At 64.2% G+C, this 13,238-nt stretch carries 8 protein-coding genes; 4 read left to right on the forward strand and 4 right to left on the reverse strand.

The annotated features are described in order from the left end of the window. Positions 1–52: 52 nt before the first annotated feature. Positions 53–2,041 (forward strand): hypothetical protein, encoded by a 1,989-nt coding sequence (locus V1289_RS04280; protein ID WP_334395768.1) that lies wholly within the window; start codon positions 53–55, stop codon positions 2,039–2,041. On the opposite strand, the gene V1289_RS04285 is transcribed toward V1289_RS04280, so the two are convergent. Together V1289_RS04285 and V1289_RS04290 are read right to left on the reverse strand one after the other, a co-directional pair. Beyond that, positions 2,038–2,634, reverse strand: coding sequence for a DUF2147 domain-containing protein (locus tag V1289_RS04285; protein ID WP_334395769.1), 597 nt, complete (start codon positions 2,632–2,634; stop codon positions 2,038–2,040). The genes V1289_RS04280 and V1289_RS04285 overlap by 4 nt on opposite strands. Before the next feature lie 137 nt (positions 2,635–2,771). Then, positions 2,772–3,800, reverse strand: coding sequence for an NAD(P)/FAD-dependent oxidoreductase (locus V1289_RS04290; RefSeq protein WP_334395770.1), 1,029 nt, complete (start codon positions 3,798–3,800; stop codon positions 2,772–2,774). A 156-nt stretch (positions 3,801–3,956) separates the two neighbouring features. Here V1289_RS04290 and V1289_RS04295 point away from each other — a divergent pair, with 156 nt between their 5' ends. Continuing rightward, positions 3,957–4,412 (forward strand): acyl-CoA thioesterase, encoded by a 456-nt coding sequence (locus V1289_RS04295; protein WP_334395771.1) that lies wholly within the window; start codon positions 3,957–3,959, stop codon positions 4,410–4,412. 16 nt (positions 4,413–4,428) lie between these two features. Here V1289_RS04295 and V1289_RS04300 read toward each other — a convergent pair whose 3' ends face one another. Together V1289_RS04300 and V1289_RS04305 are read right to left on the reverse strand one after the other, a co-directional pair. Next, the gene (locus V1289_RS04300; protein ID WP_074274642.1) at positions 4,429–4,749 is read right to left on the reverse strand and encodes a 2Fe-2S iron-sulfur cluster-binding protein; all 321 of its coding nucleotides are present in this window, start codon (positions 4,747–4,749) and stop codon (positions 4,429–4,431) included. Positions 4,750–4,913: 164 nt separating this feature from the next. Continuing rightward, positions 4,914–5,291, reverse strand: a complete 378-nt coding sequence (locus V1289_RS04305) for an Hpt domain-containing protein (RefSeq protein ID WP_334395772.1) — start codon at positions 5,289–5,291, stop codon at positions 4,914–4,916. A 384-nt stretch (positions 5,292–5,675) separates the two neighbouring features. On the opposite strand from V1289_RS04305, the gene V1289_RS04310 reads away from it, so the two are divergent. After that, the gene (locus tag V1289_RS04310) at positions 5,676–11,453 is read left to right on the forward strand and encodes a negative regulator of septation ring formation (protein WP_334395773.1); all 5,778 of its coding nucleotides are present in this window, start codon (positions 5,676–5,678) and stop codon (positions 11,451–11,453) included. Positions 11,454–11,679: 226 nt separating this feature from the next. Next, positions 11,680–13,236, forward strand: coding sequence for a ferritin-like domain-containing protein (locus V1289_RS04315; RefSeq protein WP_334395774.1), 1,557 nt, complete (start codon positions 11,680–11,682; stop codon positions 13,234–13,236). Positions 13,237–13,238 lie beyond the last annotated feature (2 nt).

Here is a 13,238-nt window from a genome sequence, read left to right on the forward strand (position 1 = left end):
CCAACCCAGCCCATTCTCTTATTTTTGCCTTACCGCTAACGTCAAACGCGCCATGGGCCGAATTCTCTCTCATTCGATTAGGTCGACCGTGCTGCTCGCATGCGTGCTGGCTGCGCTGTCGGCGTCATGGGCGGAGGCGCAGACCGCCGCCGACGCGCCGTTGCAGATTTCATGGGAAGTCCGCAACCGCTTCCGGCTATTCCGCGAGGAACGGGATTTCCTGCTGCAGACCGACGCAGAGCGCGGCCGCAGCGTGCTGGCCGCCGAACAGGCGCTGGAATTGCAAAGCGACGGCCGCGGCTGGGCGCGCAACACCGTGAACCGGCTTTGCATCGACCTTTCCGGCCGCGTCAACGAGCCCTGCACCCGCGACAACGTCAAGGAAAGCTATTTGACCCCGGTCGACCATCCGATCGTGGTCCGGCTCACCGGCCCTATTCCGGTCGGCGCCACCTGCGCCTGGTCGTTTGATGATGGCGACGGACCGCAAAGCTCCACATTCGACTGCGCCGAGCCGGTCAATCTCAGGGCGCGCTACGGCCGCACCACCGTGGCGAATGTCGACGTCTCCAGTGGGTCGGATGCGACCCAGCGCGTCTCCACCGAGATTGCGGTACGCGACATCCTGATTGCCGGCCTCGGCGACAGCATCGCCTCCGGCGAGGGAAATCCCGACCGTGCCGTTGCGCTGGCCGACGAAGGCTTCTGCTTCCGCTCCTATCTCGGGACGGCGTCCGCGCAATATTACCGTCCGAGCCGCGCCGGCTATAAAGGCGGACGGGCCTGCGAAGCGCCGGATTTCCTGACCGTATGGCAGAAGCAGCGCGCGCTCTGGTTCAATTCGGCCTGCCATCGCTCGCTCTACAGCTACCAAACCCGGACCGCGTTGGCGCTCGCGGTGCAGTATCCGCATATCGCGGTGACCTATTTGCCGCTGGCCTGCACCGGCGCCACCATTGCCGACGGGCTGTTGAGCTCCCAGCGCGTGCAGGAATGCCTGCCGTCGAAAACGGCGAACACCTGCTCCGGCACCGTCAACGGCCAGCTTTCCGAATTGCGCGACGCCCTCGCCGCCGCACAGCGCCGTCAGCCCGACCGCAAGCTCGATCTGGTGCTGTTGTCGGTCGGCGCCAACGACATCTATTTTTCCGGCCTCGTCGCCGATGTGATCGTGGACACGCCGACCGAGCGCGCGCTGTTCCGGCGCAGCGGCGTGATGGCGTCGGTGGAAGATTCACGCGCCGCACTGACGCGGGACCTGCCGCAGGGATTCAGCAAGCTGCGCGAGGCCCTAAAGCCGCTGGTCGGCGACCTGTCGCGGGTGATCTACACCTCCTACGCCAACCCGACGCTGGCCGATAGTGGTACACCCTGTCCGGGCGGGCGGGCCGGCTTCGACATCCACCCCTCCTTCAATCTCCAGCCGCAGCGGCTGGCTGCGGTCTCGAACTATGTCGAAAGCGAGTTCCTGCCGCAGCTCAAGGCGCTCGCGCTGTGCCAGTCCGGCATCCTGTGCCGCGATCCGCGCGCCGACCGCATGACCTTTGTCGATGCCCATCAGGCTGCATTTGCCAATCATGGCTTCTGCGCGCGGGCCGAGAGCGATCCGGAATTCGACCGGCAATGCTTTTCTGCCAGCGGCGAAAGCTTCGATCCCGACATCGTCACCGCCGCCAACCAGCCGATGCTGTGCGGCCGCGGCGCCGGCGAATATCGCGCCTATCTGCCGCGCGCGCGCTGGATTCGCGACGCCAATGACAGTTACTTCGCGGCGATGACTTATCCGCAGGCGCTGCCATCGTCGATGCAGCCTTCCGATATCCATGACGCGACCTGGGGAGTGCTGTCGGCGGTGTATGGCGGCGCCGTGCACCCCAGCGCCGAAGGCCACGCCGCGATGGCGGATGCGGCACTCCCGGCCGCAGCCGCCGTGCTGCAGCTCGACGCCAACGTGCCGGAAGTGATTTCGCAGCCGGTGCCGCCGATCACACCGACGCCCGATACGCCCCGACCATCCGGCAAAACCGGCGGATTATATTAATGCGCAGGTGCGGCGGTCTTCTTCGCCGCGACCGGGGGCTTCGCGCTGACCGGCGGCTTCATCGCAGCGGCCTGCGCCGGCAGATATTTCGCAATGACGGCCGGATCGAGTGACGCCATCGCCGTGTCCGGCAACCGGGTCCAGGTCTCATCCTTGCCGAACAGGGAAATGCCCAAATAGCCGCGCATGGTCAGCGACTGGCCGTCGGCGCTGACGGTCATCTTGGCCTTGTAGATCTTGCCATCGCGCGGATCGAGAACGTTGCCATTCTCGTATTTCAGTCCGTCGCGCTTCATGTCGCGGATGAAGGGCAGTCCGACGAGCGGCATGTTCTTGCGATCGTCGGTGCATTTCGAGCAGATCTCGTTCGGATCGTCGCCGGGCAACGGATATGTCTTGGCGATCACGCCTTCGAAGATTCCGTCATGATCGACGAACAGGAACCAGCCCACCGGCCTGCCGTTTTCGATTTTCTGCCACAGGCCTGCGGCCGACGGCTCCTGTGCCTGCGCGGGAAGTGCCGCGGCAAACGCGGCCGACAATACCAATCCCGTCGCGATCAGTAGTCGAAATCTGGATAGAACATTCCGCATCGTCACCACCTGATCAATCCACAAAATGAATGGCCCCAGACTAAGGCCATTTCGCGGAGGGTTCCAGTGGCAGTGACGACGATCGCCACCACCAATGGCAGGCCCGTGGCGGCCCTTCAGTCATATTTCGGTTGGAATCAGTTGACCCCGAGCTTCTTCTGCAGGCTCGACGACGATGTCGTGTACTGGAACACCAGCCGCTTGTCCGGATAGACGTAGCGGTGGGCCTTCTGCGCCATCAGGGCACCCTCGTGGAATCCCGACAGGATCAGCTTCAGCTTGCCGGGATAGGTGTTGATGTCGCCGATGGCAAAGATGCCGGGCACGTTGGTCTCGAACGCGGCGGTCTCGACCGGCACCAGATTGTTCTCGAGCGCGACGCCCCAGTTCGCGACCGGTCCGAGCTTCATGGTCAGCCCGAAGAACGGCAGCATGGTGTCGCAATCGATCTTCGAGATCGCGTTGTCGTTGCCTTTCATGACGGCGCCGGAGAGCTTGCCGCTCTCGCCTTCCAGCGAGGTGACCTGACCGATCTTCAGATCCATTTTGCCCGCGGCGACCAGCGCGCGCATCTGCTCGACACTGTGGGGGGCGGCGCGGAAATCGTCGCGCCGGTGCAGCAGCGTCACGCGCTTGGCGACCGGATGCAGATTGAGCGTCCAGTCGAGCGCGGAATCGCCGCCGCCGACGATCAAAAGATTCTTGTCGCGGAAGTGCTCCATCTTGCGCACCGAGTAGAACACCGAGCTGCCCTCATAGGCCTCGATGCCCGGCACCGGCGGGCGCTTCGGCTGGAACGATCCGCCGCCCGCGGAGATCACGACCACCTTGCACTCGAACACCTGGCCGGCGTCGGTCGTGACGCGAAAGCCGGGATCGCCGATTTTCTCGATCGTCTCCACCATCTCGTTGAGATGGAAGGTCGGATGGAACGGCTTGATCTGCTGCATCAGCGCTTCCGTCAGGCCGTGGCCGGTGACGAAGGGAATGCCGGGAATGTCGTAGATCGGCTTTTCCGGGTACAGCTCGGCGCACTGGCCGCCGACCTTGTCGAGGATGTCGACCAGATGCGCCTTCATGTCGAGCAGACCCAGTTCGAACACGGCGAACAGTCCGCAGGGACCCGCGCCAATAATCAGCACATCGGTTTTGATCGCTTCGCTCATACTCAGCTTCTTTTCGGTTGAACTGGGGAGGCCGCGCCTGTCTAGCCAACGCCGCCGGTTGAGGAAAGCCATAAATGGGAGGCTGGGCTTCCCGGCAAGCCCTTGCCGGGCTTCGATAACTGGGCTGTAAGGGCATGAAAGCCCGGAGATCGTCCCGTGAATGCGCCTGCCCGTCTCGATTCAACGCCGCGTCTGGAGGATTTTCCCTACCGGCTGACCGACAATGTGCGCTTTGCCGACCTCGACCCCAACCAGCACGTCAACAACGCGGTTTACGCCACCTATTTCGAAACCGGCCGCGTCACCCTGATGAAAGACCGCAGCTACGGGCTGATGCCCGAGGGGGTCACCTGGATCATGGTCAAGCTCGACATGCATTTTCGCGCCGAGTTGCGTTGGCCGGGCACGATCGAAATGGGGCTCGGCCTCGTCAGGTTCGGCCGGACCTCGGTGACGTTCGATCAGGTAGTGTTTTCCGAAGGCAAATGCATCGCATCAGCGCGATCGGTATCGGTGCTGCTCGATGAAAAAACCCGCAAGCCGACGCCGCTGACGCCGGAGATAACAGGCAATTTCCAGCGCTGGATTCGCCGCGGCGTGGATCCGAATTAGAAACTTTGTCGCTTAGTTAGGCCTGCCGCTCCGGCGTCGACACCACAAGCCCGTCGAGTTCGTCGCTGACCTTGATCTGGCACGACAGGCGCGAATTCGGCCGCACGTCGAAGCCGAAATCCAGCATGTCTTCTTCCATCGGTGTCGGCGCGCCGACCTTCTCGCGCCAGGCCTCGTCGACATAGACATGGCAGGTCGCGCACGCGCAGGCGCCGCCGCATTCGGCTTCGATTCCCGGAACGGCATTGCGGATCGCGGCTTCCATCACGGTGGCGCCGTTTTCGACTTCAATGGTGCGTTTTTCGCCGGAATGGTCGACAAAGTGAATTTTGGCCATGATCGCTCGTGCTGCCGGGGGATAGGAAAAGGGGTCCGGGCAGTCCTATAACGGGTCGGTACGCGCAGCGCCAGCGGTCGGGACGACAAACCTGCGGGGCCGTTTTGGCAGGAGTTGGAGCGGTTTTGGCGGTTCTGGTTCAGGCGGCTCTGGATGGCATCCGCTCAGGCGCGGCGCAGGTTCGCCTCGATCGCCGTCAGCGCCAGCGCGACCGCCTCGCCGAGTTCGCTGAGCCGCGCGGACAGACCGGCGCCGCCGGCCAGCGCTGCTTCGAGCCGGGCGGCGGCATCGGCGACGCCGAATGCACCGATCGCGCGCGCCGAGCCTTTCAGCGTATGCGCCAACGCGCCCGCATCGGCAGGCGCGGTCGCAAGCGTGGCGATCAGCTTGGCCGACTGCGCCGAGAACATCGCCAGCACCTCTTGCTCGAGGCCGGCGTCGCCTAGCGTCATGCGTTTGAGATGGTCGAAATCGATCGGACCGTCATCGGGAGCAAGCGGCGGCGATGGCATCCAGTCAATCCGTTCGAGACGAAGCGGCATGGCCTAACCCAAATCTCCCGGCCGCATCGATTCCGGCAGGGGCGTTTTCGTCAGCCAATCACGGAACTGGTTAACGGAACGTTCGATGGATTTGCCGCAAGTTCGCCTTGTTTTTGACGAAGAGACGCCACAGTTAACCTCTTCCCGCGGGAAATTTGAGTGCCCGTAAGGCGTTATCGCACTAAGCTGTTAACGATGATTAAGAATGTCTTAATCGCGACCATTTCATTCGCATCGCTCTGCCAATAGGATGTTTGCGGATGTAGCGGACAAGCCGCCGAGGGGGCGCTTGCGCTCCGCTCGGGGAATGATCCCGGCTTCAGGCTTGCGGGGACGTCAGCAAGCCTGCCGGACGCGTACAAAGTAAGAGGGCTCAGACTGAACATGGCGAACAATCCCAAGAAGGTCAAAGATCCCACCGAAGTCGCGCTTTCCGCCATTCAGGAAGCGCTCAACATCAGCGACGTGAACGCTGACACCGGCCGCAATACGATCGGCGACGAACCCGCGCCGCCAGGCATTCCGTCGACGCCGACTTACTCCGACACACCGTTCTCCGACACACCGTTCGACACGCGCCCGAGCGACCGGCAGACCTACGATCCGATCGAGGAGCCGCGCAGCCCGCGCCGCGCCGCCAACGACGATCGCGAAACCATCGGACAGATTCTTCAGGCCATTCAGAAAGGCCGCCCGGCCCGCAGCGTCTATACGCTGGCCACGGTGTTCGCAGCCATCTGGATCGTCGGCTGCGGCCTTCTGACCGTCAGTTTCCTGCCCTCGCTGCAGGCTGCGATGGGTCAGAGCGGCGGCGTGCTGGTGCTCGGCGGCCTTGCCGCCCTGTTCTTTGCGCCGGTGCTGCTGTTCTATTTCCTCGCCAGCCTTGCCTGGCGCGGCCAGGAAATGCGGATGATCGCGCAGTCGATGGCGCAGGTCGCGATCCGCTTCTCCGAGCCCGAGGGCGCAGCCTCCGACTCGATGGTGACGGTCGGTCAGGCGATCCGCCGCGAGGTCGCGGCGATGGGTGACGGCGTCGAGCGCGCGATCGCGCGCGCCGGCGAACTCGAAACGCTGGTGGCCAACGAAGTCGCAGCACTCGAGCGCGCCTATTCCGACAACGAAGTGCGTATCCGCGCGCTGCTGCAGGACATCGCCCATCAGCGCGACAATCTGGTCGGACAGGCCGAGCAGGTCCGCAGCGCCATTTCCGGCGTGCAGATCGATTTGCGCCACGATATCGCGCTGATCTCGGACGCGATTGCGTCACGCGTCGACGAAGTCGCCAAAAGCATCACCGGCGCGCTGGAAGAACGCGGCGCCCACATTACCGGCGCGCTGAGCAACGCCGGCGACAACATGATCCTGGCGCTCGGTGAGCGCGGCGGCGACCTGCTCGACCGGCTTGAAGAAGCCAGCGCCGAGACCACCCGCGCGGTGCTCGATGCCTCCGAGCGCCTGACCACCAGCCTCAACTTCAAGACCGGCCACGTCCATGACGAGTTCGTCGATCTGGCCGATCGCGTCCACGAGATGCTGAACGAGCGCATCGACCGCATCACCAGCGAATTCGAGCAGCGTTCGTCCACCATCGTCGACGGCATCTCCGACCGCACCGAACAGGTTCACGACTCGCTGAAGAACTCCTCCGACTCGCTGTTGCTGGAACTCGAGCTGCGCAGCGGCGATCTCGTCGGCAAGATCGACGAGGCCGGCAATCGGCTGGCGACCCGCATCATGACGTCGGGCGACAAGGCCAGCGACGCGCTGGATGTGACCGTGAACTCGCTGGTCGCCAAGGTGGTGAGCCAGACCGAAACCGCGCATGACTCGCTGTCCCTGCAGATGAGCGCGTTCGACGAATTGGTGAAGAACCAGGGTTCGGAACTGGTGGAGAAGTTTGCGCGCGACTCAGGCACGCTGGGTGCGCTGATCACCCGCCACATCTCGGAATTCGACCGCACCGTCAAAACATTCGGCGGCGAAATCGTCGAGCGCATGGGCCAGCGCACGCAGGACATCGCTGACAGCCTGAAGAACTATGTCGATACTTTCGACACCCGCCTGACCTCCAACGGCGGCGAGATCACCGCGTCGCTGGATCAGCGCCTGCTGCAGTTCGAGACCACGCTCGGCAACCGCGTGACCAGTCTCGACGCGTCGCTCGACAACAAGATCAATTTCCTCGACGGCTCGCTCGGCAGCAAGATCCATAACTTCGACAGTTCGCTCGACGGCAGGATCAAGTTGTTCGACGACTCGATCGACGGCCGCCTGAAATCGCTCGAAACGACCTTCGATACCCGGGCGAAGTCGGTGACCGAGACCATCGACAACCGGCTCGGCACGCTGGCGTCGTCGCTGACCGATGGCGCAGCCCAGGCGATCCAGTCGATCGACCAGCGCTTGACCCACCTCACCTCTTCGCTGACCGACGGCACCGCGCAGGCGATCCAGTCGATCGACTCCCGCCTCACCCATCTCACCACGTCACTGACATCGGGCGCCGCCCAGGCGGTCGATGCCGTGGACCAGCGCATCACCGGTGTGACCGAGACCATCGACGGCCGCAGCGCCCATTTGACCGAGACCATCACCGCTCGGTTCCAGGAAATCCATCAGGGCATCGAGAGCCGGGTCGGCGCCATTGCGGCCGATATCGACACCCGCGTCTCGCAGTTCGAGGATTTGCTGGGCTCGCGCGTCGAAGCCGTGGCAGGGCGCATCGAAAGCAGCGGCCGGCAGGCCAGCGACGACCTGATGGCGCGCGCGGAACTGTTGTCCTCGGGCATCCGGTCTCATGTCGAGGATGCCGAGCGCTCGCTCACCAACCTCGTGGTCAATACCTCCGAAACCATCCAGACCGGTGCGCGCACCGCGCAGCAGGCGCTGCTCACGGTGTCGACCGACGTCGGCGCCCAGCTGCGGCTGACCTCGGCCGAAGTCGAAAGCGCCCTCACCGCCGTCGGTACCGGTGCTGCGAATTCGATCCTGACCAGTTCCCGCGAAGCCCAGGCAACGCTGGTGTCGGCTTCCACCGAAGTCGCCTCGCAGATCCAGGCGTTGTCCGCCGACGTCGAGCGCACGCTCTCGGCCGCCGGCAGCGCCACCGCCGCCTCGGTTCTGTCCGGCGCGCGCGAAGCCCAGACCACGCTGGTGTCGACATCTGCCGACGCGGCAAGCCAGGTCAAGTCGCTGGCCGCCGACGTAGAACGTTCGCTGTCGAGCGCAGGTACTTCCACAGCCGAGGCCATCACCGCCGGTGCGCGCCAGGCGCAGTCGACGCTGGTAGCGGCGTCAGCGGACGCGGCAAACCAGGTCAGGTCGCTGGCCGCGGACGTCGAACGTTCGCTGTCGATCGCGGGTACTTCCACCGCCGAGGCGGTCACCGCCGGTGCACGCCAGGCCCAATCCACGCTGGTGGCGGCATCCACGGAAGCGGCAAGCCAGGTCAGGTCGCTGGCCGCCGACGTCGAGCGCTCGCTGTCGAGCGCCGGAACGGCCACCGCCGAGGCGATCACCGCCGGTGCGCGTGACGCCCAGAGCACGCTGCTGGCAGCGTCCACCGACGCCGCCAACCAGATCATGTCGCTTTCCGCCGACGTGCAGCGCTCGCTGTCGCTGGCCGGTACCGCGACCGCCGAGTCGATTACCGCAGGTGCGCGCGAAGCCCAGAACACGCTCGTCACCGCATCCGAGGACGCGGCCAGCAAAGTCACTACGCTGGCGGCCGACGTGCAGCGTTCGCTCTCGATGGCCGGTGCTGCCACCGCCGAGTCGATCACGTCAGGCGCCCGCGAGGCACAGAATACCCTCGTCACGGCGTCCGCCGATGCGACGAGCCAGGTCAAATCGCTCGCCGCTGACGTGCAGCGCTCGCTCTCGATGGCCGGTAATGCCACCGCCGAGTCGATCACCACGGGCGCCCGCGAAGCGCAGAACACGCTGGTCACCGCATCTTCGGAAGCGGCCAACCACGTCAAGTCGCTGGCGATCGATGTCGAACGCACGCTGACCGCTGTTGGCGCCGATACCGCCGCTTCGATCCTGGCCAGCGCGCGTGAAGCCCAAAGCTCGTTCGCAGCCACCTCGGCCGACGCCGCAAGCCATATCTCGGCGATCTCGGCCGATATCGAGCGTTCGCTCGGTGCGGTCACCGCAAAGACCACCGACAACATCCAGACCTCGGCGCAGAATGCGCAGAGCGCGCTCGTCGCCGCGTCGAACGAAGTCAGCTCGAAGGTCAAGTCGACCTCGGCCGACATCGAACGTTCGGTTCTCGCCGCCAGCAGCAATTTCGGCTCGACGATGACCGGCAAGACCGACGAGATCGTGACCTATGTGCAGCAGCAGACCGATCGTCTGGCGCAGATCGTCGACAGCCGGCGCGGTTCGCTGGTCGAGGCGCTCACGTCCAAGACCACGCAGCTCGCCACCGACATCGACCGCGTCACCGCGGACGCGCTGAAGTCAATCGAAACCCGCGGCCAGGCCTTCTCGCAGGCGATGTCGACCAACGGTTCCGAAGTCGCACGCAACATCACCTCCGCCGGTGATCTCGCCACCGGCGCGGTGAGCAAATCTCTGAAGGACCTCGAGCAGGCGTCGCGTTCGGCCATCGACCAGTCGCGTCAGGTCTCGATCGCGGCTGTGACCGAAATGCAGGAGACCAGCAAGATCCTGCGCACCGACACGGTGGCGCTGTTCGAGCGCCTGCGCGAAGGCAACATCCTGCTGCAGGAAGTGCTGACCGGCGCCCACGACAACCTCAACTCACTGGAGCGTGCGCTGGTGACCCGCGTGGCCGACTTCGTGTCCGCCATGAACGACGTCACCTCGCGCAACGGCGTCGCGACCCAGACCCTGGAAGACCAGTTGACCGTCTTCAACAGCAAGACGTCGAAGGCGCTGGAGGATCTCGGCTCGCTGTCGAGCCAGTTCGAAACCCATGGCCAGGCACTCGTCGAGGCCGCAGCCGTGGTCGAGCAGGCCAACCGCAGCACGACGACCTCGGTTGCGGATCGCAAGTCGCAGCTTGAATCGCTGGTGACTACCATCGATCTCAGGACCACCGACCTCGATCAGCGGCTGTCGCGCTTCACCGGCTTGCTCGATGAATCGCTGGCCGCCGCCGAAGAACGCGCCCGCGATATCGCCCGCGTGGTGGCCGAAACCGCCGGTGCCGGCTCTGCCGCGATCAGCCGGCAGTTCGAAGCGGTCCGCACTTCGGCCGAAGAAGAACGCCGCATGACCCACGAGGCCATGAGCGAACTGTACGAACAGAGCAACCGGGAAACCGATGCGATGTTCAAGCAGTCGACCGAGAAGTTTGCCGCCATGGTGCAGGCCATGAAGCAGATGTCCTCGGAGATGCATCACGAGCTCGAAGCCACCCGCAACGAACTGCGCCGCGGCGTGCTCGAAATGCCGCAGGAGGCCGCCGACAACACCGCGCAGATGCGCAAGGTGATCGTCGACCAGATCGAGGCATTGGCCGAGCTCAACCGGATCGTCGCGCATCACGGTCGCGGCCTCGACGTCGTCAGCTCGGGCCGCGCCAGCGTGCAGCGCCAGGAAGAGCCCGTGATGGCTGTCGCCGGTGGCCGCAACGACGCCCGCATGCGCGATACCGGCAGCGCCGCGACGCTGCCGCCGCCGGATCTCGGCATGCCGTCGTCACGCCGCACCGAAGCGCCGCCGGTCAGCCCGGGGAGCTCGGATGGCGGACGCGACGGATGGCTGTCCGATCTCCTCAATCGCACCGACGCCGGTGGCCCGAGCGGCCGCGAGGCCCCGCGCGCCCGCCCCACCCAGCCGGCCGCCGGTGACAACCCGCTGGCATCGCTGTCGCTCGACATCGGCCGGCTGATGGATCGCAACCTCGCCGCCGAGATGTGGGATCGCTATCAGCGCGGCGAGAGCAAGGCTTTCTCCAAGCGGCTCTACACGCCGGCCGGCCAGAAAGCCTTCGACGAGGTCGCCCGCAAATACCGCGCCGACCGCGGCTTCAAGCAGACCGTCGACCGCTACATCGCCGAATTCGAGCGGCTGCTCGATGAAGTCGCCCGCGAGGATCGCCGACCGCAGGCGCTGCGCGGCCACCTCACCTCGGAGACGGGGCTGGTCTACACCCTGCTCGCGCATGCGGCGGGACGGCTGGGGTAAGGCTAAGGCTTGTTGTTGAATGCAGAACGGAGGCAGCGATGCCTCCGTTTTTGTTTTGGGCGGGTTCGTGACCGAACGACGGAACAGGAGTGGTGCTCGAGCGCATTCAATCGCAACTCCAGCTGCCGCCCTTGACAGTATTCAACCGCAAAGCCTACGCTGCCCTCATATTATGTACTTTTGCTCGTCCCGCAGCTGAATACGGGCCTCTGACGTTGGAGCGCCTTTGCCCAACAGCACCCATTCCAATAACCAGCCCCTCGATCGCGAGGCGGCGAAGAATTCAGGCCCGCTGCACAACTTCCAGCGACCGGACATGTCGGCGCGCGATCATCTCGTGATGATGCTCACCTCGGGCGCGGAGATAGAGCATGCGCTGATGGTGCAGTATCTCTATGCCGCCTATTCCATCGACGGAGACCAGGCTTCCGACGAAGACCAGGCGATGGTCGAAGGCTGGCGCGCCAGCATTCTCTCGGTCGCCAGGGAAGAGATGGGGCATCTGCTGACGGTTCAGAACGTGCTCGTGCTGCTGGGCGCGCCGATCAATCTCGGCCGCGAGATGCTGCCCTGGGACCACGAATTCTATCCGTTTCCGTTCTCGCTCGAGCGCCTGTCCGAAAAAGCACTGCAGTGCTTCATCTATGCCGAGATGCCAAGGCTCGACAGCCTGGAAAAGCCTGCTCGCGGTAAACAGCGGGCAAAATCTGTACAATCATCGATTCCTCCCGAGCGACATAAGAACATCATAAAGGAGATCACCGGCGCACTGGCGGCGCGATTTCCCGAAAACCACGTCAAGAAGGACATGCACCGCGTCGGCGAGCTCTATGACGAGATCATCGAATTGATCTCGGACCCCGAAAAGATTCCGGATTCGGCTTTCGACGACACGACGTTCGACATGCAGGCCTCCTGGGACGACTGGGCGCGCGGCTACAAGCCGTCTCCGCGGCTGGTCGACGCCGAAGGCAACCTCGACCCCGAGCACGATCCTGGCTCGCGCGCGCCGCCGCAGACCCTGGCGCATCGGCATGCCCATGTGCAGGTTGAGCGCGTGGCGACCCGCGCGCAAGCCGTCAAGGCCTTGCGGGCGCTGGCCGCGCAAGGGGAAGCGCCGCATTTGCGAGAGGATGAGACCGGGGAGCCATCTCATTTCGAGCGTTTCGTCCAGATCTATGAAGAATTCAAAGCATTCAGCGCCCGCAGGCGATTCGCAACACACGCGGTTCCGCGCAATCCCACCACCCGCATTGACTTCCACAAGCTCAACCCGAAACGCACCACTTACATCGGCACCGACCATAACGACGAACTGGCCGCCCATCTTTTCGCGCAACTGTTCAATCAGCGCTACCGGCTGCTGCTGACCTATCTCGCGCATAGTTTCCGGCTGGCGCGGACCCAGCCGAACCATCAACCGGGTTTGCGCGCGATGGTCATGCACCGCGTGTTTGGCGAAATGTACAATCTGAAGGCCGTCGCGGATCTGTTGGTGCGATTGCCGCGTCATCGCGGCGGCCGCGCCGGCCCCCCGTTCGAAATGCCCTATTCGCTGGACCTCCCGCAAGCGGATCGCGATATCTGGCGCCTGTATGACGACCTGCTGGCCTCCTCGCAGAAGACATGCACCGATGTCATTAGTATTGCGAAGAAAAGAGGCTTTGCCGCCATGCGGGAGCAGATCGTCCGCACCGGGGGCGAGGCTTATTTGCACACCTTGATGAGTCTCGACGAGCAGACCCGGCTGTGGATCGGCAAAATTCTCGCGGGTGCGGCTTGAAC

The sequence above is a fragment of the Bradyrhizobium sp. AZCC 2289 genome, assembly GCF_036924615.1.
Classification (GTDB): domain Bacteria; phylum Pseudomonadota; class Alphaproteobacteria; order Rhizobiales; family Xanthobacteraceae; genus Bradyrhizobium.

What these genes read in the sequence shown, in the direction of transcription:
- V1289_RS04280 (WP_334395768.1), top strand. Translation starts at nt 53, where the DNA reads ATGGGCCGAATTCTCTCTCATTCGATTAGGTCGACCGTGCTGCTCGCA.
- V1289_RS04285 (WP_334395769.1), bottom strand. Translation starts at nt 2,634, where the DNA reads ATGCGGAATGTTCTATCCAGATTTCGACTACTGATCGCGACGGGATTG.
- V1289_RS04290 (WP_334395770.1), bottom strand. Translation starts at nt 3,800, where the DNA reads ATGAGCGAAGCGATCAAAACCGATGTGCTGATTATTGGCGCGGGTCCC.
- V1289_RS04300 (WP_074274642.1), bottom strand. Translation starts at nt 4,749, where the DNA reads ATGGCCAAAATTCACTTTGTCGACCATTCCGGCGAAAAACGCACCATT.
- V1289_RS04305 (WP_334395772.1), bottom strand. Translation starts at nt 5,291, where the DNA reads ATGCCGCTTCGTCTCGAACGGATTGACTGGATGCCATCGCCGCCGCTT.
- V1289_RS04310 (WP_334395773.1), top strand. Translation starts at nt 5,676, where the DNA reads ATGGCGAACAATCCCAAGAAGGTCAAAGATCCCACCGAAGTCGCGCTT.